The following is a 15196-nucleotide window of genomic DNA, read 5'->3' as shown; positions in this document are numbered from 1 at the left end:
AAAATCCAGGGAACTGGCCGCTGCCCATGACTGCAGCAGTCGGGCAAGCTGGAACCAAGCCAGAGCATGGCTACTGAAGGGGCTGGAATGGAGCGGGGCGCAGGGCGTATTCGGATTCGAGCCCAACAGGGGCTACACCGGGAGGGCAGCAAGGCATAAAGTGCTGCCATCAACGTGCCAGACGGGCCGATCACATTCATCAACCGTAAATCAGCAGCCAGCATTGAATAAAGAGCGGGAGCAGTGCAGAGCCGGCCAGACAACACGCCGGACAGCCCGAATGGACTGCAAGGGCTAGTATAAGCAATATGGACTTGTCACGCAAAGAAAACCTTACTGTCACCAAACGTCGCATCGATGCCGAAGAGGCCGGTCAGCGACTGGACAATTTTTTGCTCCGCATCCTGAAAGGGGTGCCGAAGAGCCGCATCTATCGCATCATTCGCGCCGGGGAAGTCCGCATCAACGGCAAGCGCACGGATGTCAGTTACCACCTGCAGGCGGATGATGAGGTACGCATCCCGCCGGTACGGGTGGCCGAAGAGGCGCCCAAGCCTGGCAGTGGCGCCGGGCCGACGGTGGTGTTTGATATTCTGTTTGAAGATGATGCGCTGCTGGCGATCAACAAACCTGCTGGCCTTGCCGTACACGGTGGCAGCGGCATTTCACGCGGGGTGATCGAGCAATTGCGCCATCAACGCCCGCAGGCCAAATTCCTTGAACTGGTGCACCGGCTGGACCGCGAGACTTCCGGCATCCTGCTGGTTGCCAAGAAGCGTTCGGCCCTGGTCAAGCTGCACGAGCAGATTCGGCAGGGCCAGACCGACAAGCGTTATTTCGCGCTGGCACTGGGAGCGTGGGGCAAGCCGGTGCAGGCGGTGAAAGCACCGCTGCATAAATTCCTGCTGCCGGATGGCGAGCGGCGTGTGCGGGTGGAAGCCGGTGGCCAGCCCTCGCACACGGTGTTCCGCTTGCAGAAAAAATGGGCGGATTGCGCGCTGGTCGAGGCCGAGCTGAAAACCGGGCGTACCCACCAGATTCGGGTGCATTTGCAGCACCTGGGCCATCCGATTGCGGGGGATGACAAATACGGCGATTTCCCGCGCAACAAGCAGCTGGCGCGTGAAGGGCTTAAGCGGATGTTCCTGCACGCCTGCCGGATGCGGCTCACCCATCCGCTGACCGGGGTCCCTTTGCAGCTGGAAGCACCGCTGCCTCCGGAGCTGAGCCACTACCTCAGCGTGCTAGATCAAACCGCCGGAGCCCCTGATGCCGATGCCTGATGCACGTCGCTATGACCTGATCGTGTTCGATTGGGACGGCACCTTGATGGACAGTACCGCCGGGATCGTCCTGTCCATGCAGCATGCCTTCCGCGAGCATGGTCTGCCACAACCGGAGCGCAGCGCCGTACGGCAGGTGATCGGGCTGGGCATGGACGAAGCCTTGCAGCAACTGGCGCCGCTGTTGCCGGTGGATGAGCGCATTCCGCTGGGGCAGTCCTTCCGCGCGGCCTGGCCCATCTATGGGCGGCAAGCCGCCTTGTATGAAGGCGCACATGCGCTGCTGGGCACGCTGCAGCAGGCGGGGTATACGCTGGCTGTCGCCACCGGCATGTCGCGGCGCGGGCTGGAACAGGCATTGGATCAGACCGGCTTGCGCCCGATGTTTGCGGCGACCCGTTGTGCAGAAGAAAGCTTCTCCAAGCCGCACCCGGCGATGCTGCTGGAACTACTGGACGAGCTGTTTCATCCCGCTGACCGTGCCTTGATGGTGGGCGACACCACCCATGATCTGCAGATGGCGGCCAATGCCGGGGTGGAGGCTGTGGCGCTGACTCAGGGCGCGCATGATGCTGCACAATTGGTTCTTGTGCCGCATCGGGTGATGCTGGCCAATCTGGCGGAGCTGGCGGGCTGGCTGGAGCCATGACATGGCGTATTACCTGTGTGCAGGTAGCGATTTGCAGGAGTCCGGCAAGGCCGTCTGCTTTCGGGTCATGACTGCACGCGGACCTGAGCCGGCTTTTGCCATACGCTGGCGAGGGCAGGTCTATGCCTACCAGAACAGTTGCGCTCATGTGCCGGTGATGATGGACTGGCAAACTGGCGACTTCTTTGATCTGTCCCGCCAGTACCTGATCTGCAGCATGCATGGGGCTTGGTATGCCCCGGATACCGGTGCATGTCTGGGCGGACCCTGTCGGGGGGCTTACCTGCAGGCGGTGCCGCTGACAGAGCAGGCCGATGGCGTATACTGCGGCTGGCCGATCGAAGCAGACTCGATCCAGTTACCCTGAGGGTAAGACAAGCGATTAACCTGGAAGGACCGTATGGAAAACAAGCCGGAGCAGACAACCCTGCCGCAGGATGGCAGCCAGCCGTGGGAGCGCAAGATTCTCGAGAGTCTGGTGCGCGATGTGGTCAAGGAACAGCGTGCCAAGCGTCGCTGGGGCATTTTCTTCAAGCTGCTGGGATTTGCCTACCTGCTGGTGCCGCTGCTGCTGGTACTGGGGCTGGCCGGTAGCCAGATGGCAGGCCGCACGACGCCGCATACGGCGGTGGTGCGTCTGGAGGGGGTGATTGCACCGGGGAGCGTGGCCAGCGCGGACAACATCAATGCTGCACTGCGCCGGGCGTTTGAGGATCCGAACACCAAGGGCGTGGTGCTGTTGATCAACAGCCCGGGCGGTAGCCCGGTGCAGGCGGGCATCATCCATGACGAGATTCGTCGCCTGCGCAAGCTGCATCCGGGTACGCCGCTGTATGCGGTGGTCGAGGACCTGTGCGCCTCCGGGGGCTACTATGTGGCCGTGGCGGCGGACCGTATCTATGTCGACAAAGCCAGCCTGGTGGGCTCGATCGGGGTGCTGATGGATGGCTTTGGCTTTACCGGAGCCATGGAAAAGCTGGGGGTGGAGCGCCGCCTGTTTACCGCCGGAGAGAACAAGGGCTTTCTCGACCCCTTCTCGCCGATGAACGACAAGCAGAAAGCCTACGTTACCCAGATGCTGGCTGACATCCACCAGCAGTTCATCGACGTGGTGCGCAAGGGCCGTGGTGCCCGCCTGAAAGAAACGCCCGATATGTTCTCGGGTCTGGTCTGGCATGGTGCCAAGAGTATTGAGCTGGGCCTGACCGATGCGCTTGGCACCACTGACAGTGTGGCGCGTGAAGTGATCAAGGCGGATCAGCTGGTGGATTACACCCTGACTGAAAGTCTGGCCGACCGCGTAGCCAAGCGACTTGGTACCAGCTTCAGCGAGGGCGTGACCGGACAGACTGAGTCAGTACGCCTGCGCTGACCGTTGGTCGGCCGGGCGGGCATCTGGTCTGACAGTTGCCTGCCCGGCTTTGCATTTTCACGAGGCTTGCGCTAGGCTGTAAGCTCAAGCATAGACCGCGCCCTTCGGCGCAGCAGGAGTTCACCATGGACGGCAGCAGCCAGATTGCAGATGTAAGCAGCAAGGCCCAGATCTACGCCCTGAAAAAGGCGCAGGAGTCCAAGCGTAATGAGGTGAGTACCCTGCTGCAGTCGCTGCCAGAGCCGCAGAAGCCCAGCTATAACAATCCGCCCAACCTGGGGCAGAATGTGGATGTCAAAGCCTGAGCACTTTGCAGCATGCACAACACAGAAACCGGCCAAGGCCGGTTTTTTTTGCGTCGATTTTAGCGGTTCCCTTTTGGTAACTGACTGTTTATTCAAATAAAGCAAGGGTATGCTGGTTGACGTGAAAGTAGCAACTCCATGTGGAGAACGTCATGGCATCCCGAGGTGCAAGCTCATTCTTTGGCTCACTGTTTCTGGCCCGACTGGCCGATCAGGTGCTGCTGATTCTGGTGCCGCTGGTGGTCTACCAGCAAACGCGCAATGTCGGCTGGTCCGGCCTTGCCTTCATGCTGGAAACCTTGCCGCGTTACCTGATGTTCCCGCTGTTCGGCATTCTGTGTGACCGGGTCTCGCCCGTCAAACTGCTGCGCATTAGCCAGCGCAGCCGGGCCATCATCAGCCTGGTAGGTATTGCCTGCTTCATGACATGGGGCGGCTTGGGTTGGTTGATTGGCTTGTCTGCTGTGTGCGGGGTGCTGACCGGGCAGGGCTTCGTCGCACGTGAAGTGGTGCTGCCGCAGGCGTTTCCTGAGCAACCCTATCAGCAGGTGGCCTCATCGGCCCAGCTGGCAGACCAGCTGGGGATGGTACTGGGGCCGCTGCTGGCCGCCGGATTGCTGAAATGGTGGAACTGGCAGGGTGGCTTCATGGTGGCCTCCGCCATTTTTCTGCTGGCCGACCTCAGTGCCGGGCGTTGGCTGCGCTACAGTCAGAGGAGCGGGTGGCAGCCGAATGAGCGCGAGCCCTGGGGGCAGGCACTGCTGCGGGCATTTGCGCTAGTATGGCGTTTGCCGGGCTTGCCACGGCTGGTGGCGCAGGCTGCGGCCATCAACCTGCTGCTGGGAGGCGTACTGGCGACCAGCGCCGCGCTGGTCACCGGGTTCTACCTGCGCAGCGAAGCCAGCTATGCCACGCTGCAGGCGTGGGCGGCGGCGGTAACCGTCGTGACCTTGCTGCTGATTGCCCGCGTCAGCGTGCCACAGCGCTTGCTGGGCATCCTCAGCTATTTCAGCATCATGGCAGGTGGCTTGCTGGCAGCGCTGAGCCCGACGTACCTCGGCTATTGGCTGGGCTATCTGCTGATTACCGGCTTCGATAAATCGTATTCGATCTATATGCGCAGTGAGCGCCAGCAGGTGATTCCCGCCGGGGACTTCGGCAAGGTGACCGGGGCCATGATCCTGTTCAATAACCTGTCACAACCGTTGGCAGGGGCCTTGGTCGGGCTGGTACACAGCATGGCACAGACGCGCTCCCTGCTGCTGGGCATGGCCCTGTTCATGGGAGCGGTGGGGGTGCTGAGTTTCTGGGGACGGCGGCAAGGCAGGGTCAACCCGGCCAGTCAGCGTTGCTGAGGAAAGTCTAGTGGCGTAAACCACTCCTCATGGCGGGCTGGCCAAGGCTGCGGTATGGACTGTAGTGCCGCCTGCATGTGCTGCTGGAACGCATCACGATCGGTGATGCCCAGGTAGCACTCCATCCAGGTACTGGCATCATCACAGCGGTGCTGCAGCTCAAACCGTTGGCAGAGGGCCGTCAGGCAGGCTTGCAGCTGTTGCACCGCAGGCCATAGCGCGGCCTGTTCGGTGGGTGCGACCTTGTAGTAGACGTAGAGTGAGAGGCTCATTCCAGCGGGTAGGGCAGATTGAGCACGCGGATGGCCGGACCATCCATGGCTTGCAGGTGCATGCCGTGTTCCATGCTGCCCAGCCGCAGGACGGCCAGTGCTTCAAAGTGACCGTGGGCGGTCTGTACCACATTCAGCAATGTACCGCTGGCCTGGCCATTCAGATCCGGGCTGTACAGTGCGTCGCCTGCCTGGGCGGGAACCTCGAAGGCTACCCGGAACAGCCGCTGCTTCACCTTGCCCAGGTGCTGGGTACGGGCAATGATCTCCTGCCCGGTATAACAGCCCTTGCGGAAGCTGACACCCCCCAGCAGCTCCAGATTGACCATCTGCGCGACAAAGGCATCCTGAGTGGCGGCGGTGATCCAGGGAATGCCGGCGCGGATTTCACCCAACAGCCAGGCATCGGCTCCCGCCGGGGTGGCGCCAGCTGCCAGCTGTGGCCACAGGGCGATGGCCTGCGCCACGCTGCACAGCAATTGATAGCGTTCACCGCGGGTGCGCAGCAGGGTGACACCGTCGTGCGACCAGGTGCCGTGCTCAGCCAGCGCCGGAGCCGCCAGTGTGGTGTGCAGCAGGGCGGCCGCGCCGGGACCTGCCAGACCCAGCATCACGGGGGCTTCTTCCCACGGCGTCAGCTTGGCCTTGGCACGCAGGATGTACATGGACAGGCGCTTCTGCAGCGCCTCTTTCAGGTCCGGTGACACTTGCAGTACTACCCGGCCATCCTGCTGCCACAGCAGGAAGTTGCCCAGCATCCGGCCTTTGGGGGTGGAGTGGCAGCTGTACTGGTTTTGATCGTCCGCCAGCTGCAGCACATCGCTGGACAGCTGGCCGTTGAGGAAGCTTTTGACTTCGTCACCGGCAAACGGCAGCAAGCCCCAGTGCGACAGGTCACAGAGCACTGTACCTTGGTTAACGGCGTCCAGTGCCTGCTGCGCGTCACCAAAGTGTTGCACACGGTCTTGCTCGACAACGGCGCCAAGACCTGTCAAAAATGTCTGCCATGCTGCCTGCATCGTGCCTTCCTTTATTCCCGATCAAAACACTCGGATATTGTACCGCATGACCGCCATTTTGTACCCGCTCCAGCCCTCGCAGCGTTTGCCCCGCTTGCTGCTTCTACAAAGCCTGCTGCTGGCGATTGTGCCGTGGCAGCTGCCACTCGGACCCTGGCGGGGTATCTGCAGTGCAATCGTGCTGCTGTTGGCGCTGCTGTGGTGGCCACGTGCCGTGGCCCACCTGCGGCGACAAACGCCACGCACTATTGGGGTGAATGCCGATGGGGTCTGGCTTGGGCAAACGGCGGGCGAGGCCGCAGCGCTGTGGCAGCTGGACCCGGCGCGGAGTGTCCTGTGGCAAGCCTTGCTCAGCCTGTCGCTGCGGGATGAGCAAGGCCGGGTGAGACGGTGCCTGTTGTTGCGCGACCAGTTGCCCGCGGATGACTGGGCGGCGCTGCAGCGGGGGCTGCGCCAGCTGGGGCCGGAGCGGGCTAAGCCTGACGCAACAGCACCTTGACGGCACCACTGCCGCCTTCTTGCGGACGGGTCTCGCTGAAAGCCAGCACTTGCGGCAGCTGGGTCAGCCAGTGTCGTACCAAGCCCTTGAGCGCGGATTGGCCACCCGGTGAGCGATAACCCTTGCCATGGATGATGCGCACGCAGCGGATACCGCGCTGGCGGACTTCGCCCAGAAACGCGCCCAGCAGGTGCAGCGCCTCTTCGCGGGTGACGCCGTGCAGGTCGATCTCGGCGCCGATGGGCCAGTGGCCACGTCGCAGCTCGTGCAGCAGGCGATGACTGACGCTGTGGTCGCGGTAATGCAGCAGCTCGCCGTGGGCGTGCAGTTCGATCCACTCCGGCGCGCTCACCGCCAGCGGGGCGTGCGCAACAGGGCGAGCGGGCGCGGGTAGCGGCGTCAGGCGGCGCGGTTGCAGGCTGCGTCGTTCCGGCACGCTGAGTGGTGTGACATCCCCTACCACGGCTTGAAACAAGGCCCGCTCCTCCACGCTGAGTGCGCGGCGGGCGGGCAGGGGCAGGTGTCGTGGCTTGGCCACGCCGCTTACAGCTTGCCGAGGCTTTGCAGGTAGCGGTCGGCGTCCAGCGCTGCCTGGCAGCCGCTGGCGGCACTGGTCACGGCCTGACGGTAGATGTGATCCTGCACGTCACCGGCAGCAAACACGCCCGGCACGCTGGTGGCGGTGGCGTTACCGTTACGACCCCCTTGGGTGACGATATAGCCGCCATCCATTTCCAGCTGGCCGCTGAAGATGTCGGTGTTAGGCTTGTGGCCGATGGCGATGAAGCAGCCGTTGACCGTGATGTCTTTCTGCGAACCGTCGTTGACCTTCACACGCACACCGGTCACGCCACTGTCGTCGCCCAGCACTTCATCCAGCACGCTGTTGAGCTGCAGGGTGATCTTGCCTTCCTTCACCTTCTCCATCAGGTGGTCGATCATGATGCGCTCGGCGCGGAAGCTGTCGCGGCGGTGGATCAGTGTTACGTGGCTGGCGATGTTGGACAGGTACAGCGCCTCTTCCACGGCAGTGTTGCCGCCACCAACCACGGCAACGGCCTGACCCCGGTAGAAGAAGCCATCGCAGGTGGCGCAGCCGGACACGCCACGCCCCATAAAGTCCTGCTCGGAGGGCAGACCCAGATATTGGGCGGAGGCGCCGGTGGCAATGATCAGGGCATCGCAGGTGTACTCGCCGTTGTCGCCGACCAGACGGATCGGTTTCTCGTTCAGGTGGGTGGTGTGAATCTGGTCGAAAATCATTTCCGTGCCAAAACGCTCGGCGTGTTGCATGAAGCGCTGCATTAGCTCCGGGCCTTGTACACCGTCGGCGTCAGCCGGCCAGTTGTCCACCTCTGTAGTGGTCATCAGCTGGCCGCCCTGGGCCATGCCGGTGATCATCACTGGCTTGAGGTTGGCGCGGGCCGCATAGACGGCAGCGGTATAACCGGCGGGGCCGGAACCAAGAATCAGCAATTTGGCGTGGGTACTGGACATGATGTTTGCCTTGTCTGAGTGGGGTAGGGCTGGTTGCCCCTCCCGATAAGATGGGGTTCAAGCGTATTTTAGCAAGGCCGCGGCCAAGGCGGCGAGTTGGTCGCCAGCATAGTCTGCCCGCGGGCCGCCTGCAATGAATTCTCGCTAAGCCCCTGATAGTCTGGCTTTATGGCAGGACTGATAGGCGCTCGGCTATAATGAGGCCAGCTGTCCCTTTGGCAGGAGGAGCGCATGCGGCGCCACAAGCACGAAGAAGAACACGAAAATCACGAGCGCTGGCTGGTGTCCTACGCGGACTTCATTACCCTGCTGTTTGCCTTTTTTGTGGTGATGTATGCCATTTCACAGGTCAACGAGGGTAAATACCGGGTACTGTCGGATTCCCTGGTGCAGGCGTTTCAGGCGCAAGGGGCACTCAATAGTCAGCTGGTGACCTTGCCGGACACGCAGCCTGTGCCGCAGTTACCCAGCCGCCCCACCCGGATTCCGCCACTGGTGCAACCGGACCCGGAAGCCCAGCAGACCACCCAGCGCATGAAGACCCTGGGCTCCGACCTGCTCAAAGTCATGCAGCCGATGATCAATGAAGGTCAGGTGAAGGTGAGCCAGACCAAGCGGGGTATTTCGCTGGAGATCAGCGCCAGTGTGCTGTTTGCCCCGGCGGACGCGCGGTTGAATCCGGATTCGGTGAAAGTGTTGTCGGCGGTGGCAGATTTGCTGGCGCGCGAAGAGAACGCCATTCAAGTGGAAGGCTATACCGACAACACCCCAATCAGCACGCCACAGTATCCCTCCAACTGGGAGCTGTCTTCGGCGCGGGCGAGTAGCGTGATCCGGCTGTTTGTCGAGCGCGGGGTGAAGCCGGACCGGCTGTCGGCCATCGGTTACGCCGAGAATCGCGCCAAGGCCAGCAACGCGGATGAAGGTGGGCGTTCCAAGAACCGGCGGGTGCAAGTCACGATCCTGGCGGAGTCTTCCGACGAAGCCGCCAGCTTGCCTGCGTTGTAAGAGGGGTTACGCCTTGCCGTAGTCGCGGCGGGCGTTGTTGCTGTCGTCACCCATGCGGCCGTCAATGCCGTACAAGGGATCAGGGGTGGGCAGCAGCGTGTGCAGCGCCTGCTGATTGAAACGCAGCTGCTGCTCGATCATCTGGCCATTGCGCTCATTCTGCACACGGCAAGCCTGGGCGGCGGCCTCCCATTGCTGTAGCAAGGCGGGGTGATGCGTGCTCAGTTGCTGGTGCAGCCAGTCCCGCTGCAAGGCGACATCATCCTGTCCGGCCAGCGGGGCCAGCAGTTGACGTAATTCACGTGCCAGCCACTGCAACTGTTCGGCGTGCTGCAGCTTGTCCGGGTTCAGGCGACTCATCGCCTCAATATCGGCCTGTTGCAGGGCCAGGGTTTCCTGCTCCAGCAGGCTGGAAAAAGTATTGAGCCTGCGGGTTTGCTCACCCAGCAGGCTCAACAGGGTATCGGGCAATGCGGTCATCAGCGCGCCTTGCGGTCGGCGAGCAGGTCTTTCACGCTGTCAATCAGGCCATCGGCAATGGCTTCGGCATTGATGCTGAACTTGCCTTGAGCAATGGCTTCCTTGATTTCGCGTACTTTGTCGGCATTGGCAACCGGTACATTGCCCAGCGCTTTTTCTGCGGCCTGCAGCTGTGACGAGGCGGACAGGCTGACGGTATCCTGCTGTGCGGCACGAGGCGCGCTGCCCTGACTGTCCACCCGCGCACGTGCCGGAGCGGCTGTCGTGGGCTGCGTGGTCAGTGGGCGACCCTGGTTGTCGACTTTCATGGTACTTCTCCCGGCATGCGGCGCAGCAATACACGGCCGCCTATAGCCATTATCGACGGTTCCGCAGAAAACTTTAACCAAAATCTGCAGAAAAGCAAAGCACCAGGATTGACCGGGCTTGCAGGCCTTATTCTACAGTGACCAGCACCACGCCGGGGCCTTGCACCACACCTTGTACCACCTGTCCGCTGTCGGTACGCACACCCACCACCTGACCCACCTGTGCATTGCTCAGTGCCTTGCCGATGGTCTCGATGCGGAAGGCGTCGCTTTGCGCGACCAGCCGCACCTGCTGATTCTGCAACACCGCAAACGGAGCTCGGAAAAGCTCGCTGCGCAGCGGCTGCCCTCCCGCAACCGAGGTGAGCAGGCTGCGCCCCACTGCTTGGCCAGGGTCCGTCAGCACACTGGTAGGCAGGTCGGCCAGATCACGGCGCTGCAGTTGCAGATCACCCGCAACCAGCGGGGTGCCTGCGGTCAGTGGGCGGCTGCTGAACACCACGTCGGTAACGATGGAGATTTTTGCCTGCAGCGTGAGCGACCAGTTGGCGCCGTCCAGGCAGCGCACGCCCAGCAGGGTGCGACCACGCAGCAACGCCCCTGCTGGCAGATAAGGGTCCAGCTTGCGGCAGGCAGGCAGCTTCTGGCGCGGGTCCGGGCTGCCCACGCTGACCGTGACTTCGCCCGGCATGCTGCGCAATTGCTGATAGGCAAAGTCGGCGACCGCTTCGCGCAGTGCCTGAGGGTCTTGCGTGGCGGCGTGCAGCAGGCCGGGGAGCAGCAGGCAGAGCAGCCAGCGAAATGTCATGATGTTCCTTGTGTACGGCGCTGCTGCGCTTCGGCAGCACGCCGTCGGCGAATTTCCTTCGGATCGCCCAGCAAGGGGCGATAGATTTCCACACGGTCGCGCGCGCGCAATGGCTGTTCAGCCTTGACCGCCTTGCCATAGATGCCCAGGGTCAGCGGCTGCGCCTGCAGTTCCGGGTGGGCCTGCAACACCCCGGATAGCTCGACCGCCTGCTGCGCTGTGGTGCCTGCAGGCAGCAGCAGGCGGTAGACCTGTTGCTGCAGTGGCGCAGCGTACACCACCTCGACCGGAATGGGGTCAGACGCTGCCATACACCTGTCCGGCGCGATGGACGAAGGCTTCCACCAAGGTGTGCGACACGCGGTGAAACACCGGGCCGATCAGCTTTTCCAGCACGCTGCTGGAAAATTGGTACTGCAGTTGAAGCTCTACCTTGCAGGCGTGTTCGCCCAGCGGGGTAAAGCGCCAGCAACCGGCCAGCGCACGGAAGGGGCCATCGACCAGCGTCATGTGCATTTCGCGGTCCGGGGTTTTCTGGTTGCGGGTGGTGAACTGGCTTTTGACGCCGTGGTAGTTGAGGTGCAAGGTGCCCACCGTCTGCACATCGTCCCGTTCGCTCACTTCACTGGCCTGACACCAGGGCAGGAAGCTGGCGTAATCTTCAATGCGCTCCACCAGCGCGTACATCTGGGCCGGGGTGTATTCCACCAGTACCGACTGTTCAACCTGAACCATGTGAAACAACGTCCTTTTTCGAGCAGCTGCAGGCCCATTTTAACAGTTTTCGCTGCCGCGCTGCGTCAGCCCTTGCGCAGCAGGCGACGGATGGCGCGGTCCAGCCCGTCCAGCGTCAACGGGAACATGCGGTCGCCCAGCTGCTCACGGATCAAGTGGTTGGACTCGGTAAAGTGCCAATGGTTTTCCGCTACCGGATTGAGCCAGACATGATCCGGATAGGCCTGATAGAGTCGGCCCAGCCAGGTCAGGCCGGATTCGGGATTATTGTGCTCCACACTGCCGCCGGGGTAGAGCAGCTCGTAGGGGCTCATGCTGGCATCGCCCACCACGATCAGCTTGTAGCTGCGGTCATAGGTGTGCAGTAACTGATCGGTCGGGGTGTGCTCGGTCCAGCGGCGCTGGTTGTCACGCCAGACCCGCTCGTACACACAATTATGGAAGTACCAGGTTTCCAGATGCTTGAATTCGCTGCGGGCGGCGGAGAACAGCTTTTCACACAGGCGGATGTGGTCGTCCATGGAGCCACCGATATCGAGCAGCAGCAACACCTTGATGGTGTTGTGGCGCTCAGGCATCCATTGCAGGTCCAGCAGGCCGCCTTGCCGGGCGGTTGAGCGCAAGGTGGCTGGCAGGTCCAGCAGCTCCGCCGCGCCTTGTCGGGCAAAGCGGCGCAACTTGCGTAGCGCCACTTTCAGATTGCGGGTGTCCAGCTCGACCTGATCATCCAGATTGCGGAACAGGCGCTGATCCCACACCTTGACCGCCTTGCGGTGGCGAGACTCCGCCTGACCGATCCGCACCCCGGCCGGGTTGTAGCCCTGCGCGCCAAACGGTGAGGTGCCGCCGGTACCGATCCACTTGTTGCCGCCTGCGTGCCGCTCATGCTGTTCCGCCAGCCGCTGCTTGAGGGTATCCATCAGTTGCTGCCAGTCCATGGCCTGCAGTCGGGCCTTGTCCTCTTCGCTCAGCAGGCGGGTGAGTTCATGCCGCAGCCAGTCCTCAGGCAGCTCGCGCTGCAGGTCGCTGAACAATCCTTCCTTGCCGTGGAAGAACTGGCCGAAGGCACGGTCGTAGCGGTCGTAGTGTTGCTCATCCTTGACATAGCACAGACGAGCCCAGTGGTAGAAAGACTCAAGGCCAGGCTCGACCAGCCGACGCTGCATGCCCTCCAGCAAGGTCAAGTGTTCGCGCAGTGAAGCCGGCACCCCGGCTTGACGCAAGGCCAGCAGGAAGTCCAGCAATACGGGCAGGGCACGGGGATCGGTCATGCTGCCATTGTACACCGACCCCCGGGCCGTGAGCGGGGGTCAATCCGCTGGGTTGGCGGTCCCGATCTGCAAGTGCTGCATCCATTCCCCACAGGTCCGACCCCAAGGCGCGGGTGGCGTGGTTTTCAGGCGGACCCGGCGCTGGTCTTCCGCGTTACGGTTCTGGCTGAGCTTGAATTTGGTGGTGAGGCGCGTGATTTGCAGCCGGTACACCGAGATGCCACGGAACATGCCCATCAGTCTTGCGTCAGACTCATCCAGCTGCCAAGGCTGCGTGGCATCTTCCTCAAAGGCTTTGACTTGCTGTCGCATGGCGACCAGCGCCTCCTCTCCCTCCAGCGGTATGGCCCGTACCCGTGCGTGCACAGTGGCAAAATTCCAGGTGGGAACATGCTGCTGGGGCTCGGCGTAGTCGTTGGGCGAGATGTACGCGTCGGGACCATGGAAGACCAGGGTGCTCTCGCCCTGCAGCAATACCGCATTGTGCGGATTGGGGCGTGCAAGATGGAATAGCAGGCTACCCAGCTCGTCCTCCTGTTCGCCCGGCTGATAGAGCACCGGGACATGGGAGATCCACGGGTCATCACCGTCTGCGGTGATCAGGGTGGCAAAGGGGCGCTCACACATCAGCTGGCGAGCGGCACTCAGGTCACCTTCAAAGTGGCGGGGCAAATAAATAGGCATGATGCGCATCCGGTTCGTTGAATCAGGTACCCAGCATAGCGCACATGGATGAAGTGGCATGGAGCCACTTTTTGAGAGAGCGACAGGCCAAAAAAAGAGCCCACCTTGCGGTGGGCGGCATGAGGAAACGGGTGACGGGAATCTGGTGGAGTGCTTAGCGCAGGCGCACCAGGGTGGAACGCAGTTCAGTGTACTTTTCCAGCGCATGCAGCGATTTGTCGCGGCCATTGCCAGATTGCTTGAAGCCGCCGAACGGGAAATTCATGTCGCCGCCTTCGTCATAGCAATTCACCCACACGGTCCCAGCGCGCAACTGGCGGGCGGTGTCGTGGGCGCAGGTGAGGTCGCCGGTCCATACGGCAGCGGCCAGACCGTAATCACTGTCATTGGCAATGCGGATGGCTTCTTCCACGGTGTCGAAGGTGATCACCGACAGCACCGGGCCAAAGATCTCCTCGCAGGCCACGCGCTCCTTGCCGGTTGGGCAGTCGAACATGGTGGGCTGGACGTAGTGGCCGCCGCTGACCGGCTCGGCACGTTCGCCACCGGTCAGCAGCTTGGCTTCACCCTTGCCAATTGCAATATAGGACAGCACGCGCTCCAGCTGGATGCCATCAACAATGGCGCCCATATTCGTTGCCGGGTCCAGCGGATGGCCGGGCGTATACGCCTTGGCGGCTTCGCGCACTTTCTCCAGGAAAGCATCCTTGATGCTGCGATGAACCAGCAGGCGTGAGCCCGCGGTACACATTTCGCCCATATTGAAGAAGATGGCACCGGCGGCGCTGCGTGCGGCGCGCTCCATGTCCGGGCAATCCGGCAGCACGATATTGGCGGACTTGCCGCCCAGCTCCAGCCACACCCGCTTCAGGTTGGATTGGCCAGCGCATTGCATGATCTGCTTGCCGACAGCGGTGGAGCCGGTAAAGGCCAGGCAATCCACATCCATGTGCAGCGCCAGCAGTTTGCCAGCAGCACCGCCACCGGGCACCACGTTGAATACCCCGTCCGGGATGCCGGCTTCCTTGGCCAGGGCGGCGACGCGGATGGCGGTGAGCGGGGACTTTTCCGATGGCTTCAGCACCACGCTGTTACCCGCCGCCAGGGCGGGAGCAAACTTCCATGAGGCCATCAGAATCGGGAAATTCCACGGCACCACGGCGGCGACCACACCGACCGGCACCCGATCCACCAAACCCACCAGATGGTGATCGGCAGGGGCAATCTCGCCGCCGATCTTGTCGATGGCTTCGCCATACCATTGCACGCAGTAGGCGGCACCGGGGATGTCCACCGTGGTGGAATCGCCAATCGGTTTGCCCATGTCCAGCGTTTCCAGCAGGGCCAGCTCGTCCAAGTTGGCCCGCAACAAGTCGGCAAACTTGTGCATCACCGCCTTGCGCGCACGCGGATTGAGCCCGGCCCAGACGCCCTGGTTAAAGGCGCGACGGGCGGCCGCCACGGCAGCGTTGATGTCCGCTTCACCACATTCGGCGACCGGCGTCAGCAGGCGGCCATCAATCGGGCTGATGCAATCAAAGGTCTGGCCGCTGGCGGCATTCACATAAGCGCCATCAATAAACGCCCGGCCTTCAATCTTCAGCGATTGCGCCCGTTGCTGCCAGTCGTTGAGGGTTTTGCTTGCCATGCT

The 15196-nt window shown here is 62.3% G+C and carries 20 protein-coding genes; 8 read left to right on the top strand and 12 right to left on the bottom strand.

Annotation, left to right across the window (positions count from 1 at the left end):
• The first annotated feature begins 308 nt into the window (after positions 1-308).
• The 6 genes from rluC (at position 309) to HF682_RS05720 (ending at position 4964) form a co-directional block, all read left to right on the top strand.
• Positions 309-1283, top strand: a complete 975-nt coding sequence (gene rluC, locus HF682_RS05745; protein WP_168876257.1) for a 23S rRNA pseudouridine(955/2504/2580) synthase RluC — start codon at positions 309-311, stop codon at positions 1281-1283.
• The gene (locus HF682_RS05740; protein WP_205881911.1) at positions 1270-1932 is read left to right on the top strand and encodes an HAD-IA family hydrolase; all 663 of its coding nucleotides are present in this window, start codon (positions 1270-1272) and stop codon (positions 1930-1932) included. The genes rluC and HF682_RS05740 overlap by 14 nt, the downstream gene beginning before the upstream one ends.
• 1 nt (position 1933) lies before the next feature.
• On the top strand, positions 1934-2299 hold the full coding sequence (locus tag HF682_RS05735; protein ID WP_168876256.1) for a Rieske (2Fe-2S) protein: 366 nt from the start codon (positions 1934-1936) through the stop codon (positions 2297-2299).
• Positions 2300-2332: 33 nt separating this feature from the next.
• Positions 2333-3304, top strand: a complete 972-nt coding sequence (locus HF682_RS05730; protein WP_168876255.1) for a S49 family peptidase — start codon at positions 2333-2335, stop codon at positions 3302-3304.
• A 125-nt stretch (positions 3305-3429) separates the two neighbouring features.
• On the top strand, positions 3430-3609 hold the full coding sequence (locus tag HF682_RS05725; RefSeq protein WP_168876254.1) for a YjfB family protein: 180 nt from the start codon (positions 3430-3432) through the stop codon (positions 3607-3609).
• 152 nt (positions 3610-3761) lie between these two features.
• A complete protein-coding gene (locus tag HF682_RS05720; protein WP_168876253.1) occupies positions 3762-4964 on the top strand; it encodes an MFS transporter in 1203 nt (400 codons plus the stop codon).
• Here the strand turns inward: HF682_RS05720 and HF682_RS05715 are convergent.
• Positions 4952-5236 (bottom strand): DUF4936 family protein, encoded by a 285-nt coding sequence (locus HF682_RS05715; protein ID WP_168876252.1) that lies wholly within the window; start codon positions 5234-5236, stop codon positions 4952-4954. The genes HF682_RS05720 and HF682_RS05715 overlap by 13 nt on opposite strands.
• Positions 5233-6231 carry a CAF17-like 4Fe-4S cluster assembly/insertion protein YgfZ gene (gene ygfZ, locus HF682_RS05710; protein ID WP_168876251.1) on the bottom strand — a complete coding sequence of 333 codons (999 nt, stop codon included), beginning with the start codon at positions 6229-6231 and terminating at the stop codon, positions 5233-5235. Before ygfZ ends, HF682_RS05715 begins: the two co-directional genes overlap by 4 nt.
• 70 nt (positions 6232-6301) lie before the next feature.
• Here ygfZ and HF682_RS05705 point away from each other — a divergent pair, with 70 nt between their 5' ends.
• Positions 6302-6754, top strand: coding sequence for a protein YgfX (locus HF682_RS05705; protein WP_168876250.1), 453 nt, complete (start codon positions 6302-6304; stop codon positions 6752-6754).
• Here the strand turns inward: HF682_RS05705 and HF682_RS05700 are convergent.
• Both HF682_RS05700 and trxB read right to left on the bottom strand, forming a co-directional pair.
• Positions 6729-7292 carry a Smr/MutS family protein gene (locus tag HF682_RS05700; RefSeq protein ID WP_168876249.1) on the bottom strand — a complete coding sequence of 188 codons (564 nt, stop codon included), beginning with the start codon at positions 7290-7292 and terminating at the stop codon, positions 6729-6731. The genes HF682_RS05705 and HF682_RS05700 overlap by 26 nt on opposite strands.
• Before the next feature lie 5 nt (positions 7293-7297).
• Positions 7298-8251: a thioredoxin-disulfide reductase gene (trxB, locus tag HF682_RS05695; RefSeq protein ID WP_168876248.1), complete on the bottom strand. Its 954-nt coding sequence runs from the start codon at positions 8249-8251 to the stop codon at positions 7298-7300.
• Positions 8252-8482: 231 nt separating this feature from the next.
• Between trxB and motD the strand changes: the two genes are divergently transcribed.
• Positions 8483-9259: a flagellar motor protein MotD gene (motD, locus tag HF682_RS05690; protein WP_168876247.1), complete on the top strand. Its 777-nt coding sequence runs from the start codon at positions 8483-8485 to the stop codon at positions 9257-9259.
• 6 nt (positions 9260-9265) lie between these two features.
• Here the strand turns inward: motD and HF682_RS05685 are convergent, their stop codons facing one another.
• The 8 genes from HF682_RS05685 to HF682_RS05650 all read right to left on the bottom strand — a co-directional run bounded on the left by HF682_RS05685 (position 9266) and on the right by HF682_RS05650 (position 15193).
• Positions 9266-9739 (bottom strand): flagella synthesis protein FlgN, encoded by a 474-nt coding sequence (locus HF682_RS05685; RefSeq protein ID WP_168876246.1) that lies wholly within the window; start codon positions 9737-9739, stop codon positions 9266-9268.
• On the bottom strand, positions 9739-10047 hold the full coding sequence (gene flgM / locus HF682_RS05680) for a flagellar biosynthesis anti-sigma factor FlgM (protein WP_168876245.1): 309 nt from the start codon (positions 10045-10047) through the stop codon (positions 9739-9741). The genes HF682_RS05685 and flgM overlap by 1 nt, the downstream gene beginning before the upstream one ends.
• 127 nt (positions 10048-10174) lie before the next feature.
• On the bottom strand, positions 10175-10855 hold the full coding sequence (flgA, locus tag HF682_RS05675; RefSeq protein ID WP_168876244.1) for a flagellar basal body P-ring formation chaperone FlgA: 681 nt from the start codon (positions 10853-10855) through the stop codon (positions 10175-10177).
• Complete coding sequence (locus tag HF682_RS05670; RefSeq protein ID WP_168876243.1) at positions 10852-11166, bottom strand: RnfH family protein; 315 nt, start codon at positions 11164-11166, stop codon at positions 10852-10854. The genes flgA and HF682_RS05670 overlap by 4 nt, the downstream gene beginning before the upstream one ends.
• The gene (locus HF682_RS05665; protein ID WP_168876242.1) at positions 11153-11590 is read right to left on the bottom strand and encodes a type II toxin-antitoxin system RatA family toxin; all 438 of its coding nucleotides are present in this window, start codon (positions 11588-11590) and stop codon (positions 11153-11155) included. Before HF682_RS05665 ends, HF682_RS05670 begins: the two co-directional genes overlap by 14 nt.
• A 65-nt stretch (positions 11591-11655) precedes the next feature.
• A complete protein-coding gene (locus HF682_RS05660; protein WP_168876241.1) occupies positions 11656-12861 on the bottom strand; it encodes a vWA domain-containing protein in 1206 nt (401 codons plus the stop codon).
• 39 nt (positions 12862-12900) lie between these two features.
• Positions 12901-13545: an FMN-binding negative transcriptional regulator gene (locus HF682_RS05655; RefSeq protein WP_168876240.1), complete on the bottom strand. Its 645-nt coding sequence runs from the start codon at positions 13543-13545 to the stop codon at positions 12901-12903.
• A 154-nt stretch (positions 13546-13699) separates the two neighbouring features.
• A complete protein-coding gene (locus HF682_RS05650) occupies positions 13700-15193 on the bottom strand; it encodes an aldehyde dehydrogenase (RefSeq protein ID WP_168876239.1) in 1494 nt (497 codons plus the stop codon).
• Between the last annotated feature and the right edge of the window lie 3 nt (positions 15194-15196).

The organism is Leeia aquatica, assembly GCF_012641365.1.
GTDB classification, from domain to species: Bacteria; Pseudomonadota; Gammaproteobacteria; order Burkholderiales; family Leeiaceae; genus Leeia; species Leeia aquatica.
The sequence above is the reverse complement of the archived record's forward strand: the minus strand, read 5'-3'. Positions and strand labels throughout refer to the sequence as shown.

Excerpts from the sequence above, each read along its gene's own strand:
- HF682_RS05740 (WP_205881911.1), top strand. The coding sequence starts at position 1,270 with ATGCCGATGCCTGATGCACGTCGCTATGACCTGATCGTGTTCGATTGG.
- HF682_RS05655 (WP_168876240.1), bottom strand. The coding sequence starts at position 13,545 with ATGCCTATTTATTTGCCCCGCCACTTTGAAGGTGACCTGAGTGCCGCT.
- HF682_RS05670 (WP_168876243.1), bottom strand. The coding sequence starts at position 11,166 with ATGGCAGCGTCTGACCCCATTCCGGTCGAGGTGGTGTACGCTGCGCCA.
- motD (WP_168876247.1), top strand. The coding sequence starts at position 8,483 with ATGCGGCGCCACAAGCACGAAGAAGAACACGAAAATCACGAGCGCTGG.
- HF682_RS05705 (WP_168876250.1), top strand. The coding sequence starts at position 6,302 with ATGACCGCCATTTTGTACCCGCTCCAGCCCTCGCAGCGTTTGCCCCGC.
- flgA (WP_168876244.1), bottom strand. The coding sequence starts at position 10,855 with ATGACATTTCGCTGGCTGCTCTGCCTGCTGCTCCCCGGCCTGCTGCAC.
- trxB (WP_168876248.1), bottom strand. The coding sequence starts at position 8,251 with ATGTCCAGTACCCACGCCAAATTGCTGATTCTTGGTTCCGGCCCCGCC.
- flgM (WP_168876245.1), bottom strand. The coding sequence starts at position 10,047 with ATGAAAGTCGACAACCAGGGTCGCCCACTGACCACGCAGCCCACGACA.
- HF682_RS05665 (WP_168876242.1), bottom strand. The coding sequence starts at position 11,590 with ATGGTTCAGGTTGAACAGTCGGTACTGGTGGAATACACCCCGGCCCAG.
- HF682_RS05660 (WP_168876241.1), bottom strand. The coding sequence starts at position 12,861 with ATGACCGATCCCCGTGCCCTGCCCGTATTGCTGGACTTCCTGCTGGCC.
- HF682_RS05715 (WP_168876252.1), bottom strand. The coding sequence starts at position 5,236 with ATGAGCCTCTCACTCTACGTCTACTACAAGGTCGCACCCACCGAACAG.
- HF682_RS05685 (WP_168876246.1), bottom strand. The coding sequence starts at position 9,739 with ATGACCGCATTGCCCGATACCCTGTTGAGCCTGCTGGGTGAGCAAACC.
- rluC (WP_168876257.1), top strand. The coding sequence starts at position 309 with ATGGACTTGTCACGCAAAGAAAACCTTACTGTCACCAAACGTCGCATC.
- HF682_RS05725 (WP_168876254.1), top strand. The coding sequence starts at position 3,430 with ATGGACGGCAGCAGCCAGATTGCAGATGTAAGCAGCAAGGCCCAGATC.
- HF682_RS05735 (WP_168876256.1), top strand. The coding sequence starts at position 1,934 with ATGGCGTATTACCTGTGTGCAGGTAGCGATTTGCAGGAGTCCGGCAAG.
- HF682_RS05720 (WP_168876253.1), top strand. The coding sequence starts at position 3,762 with ATGGCATCCCGAGGTGCAAGCTCATTCTTTGGCTCACTGTTTCTGGCC.
- HF682_RS05730 (WP_168876255.1), top strand. The coding sequence starts at position 2,333 with ATGGAAAACAAGCCGGAGCAGACAACCCTGCCGCAGGATGGCAGCCAG.
- HF682_RS05650 (WP_168876239.1), bottom strand. The coding sequence starts at position 15,193 with ATGGCAAGCAAAACCCTCAACGACTGGCAGCAACGGGCGCAATCGCTG.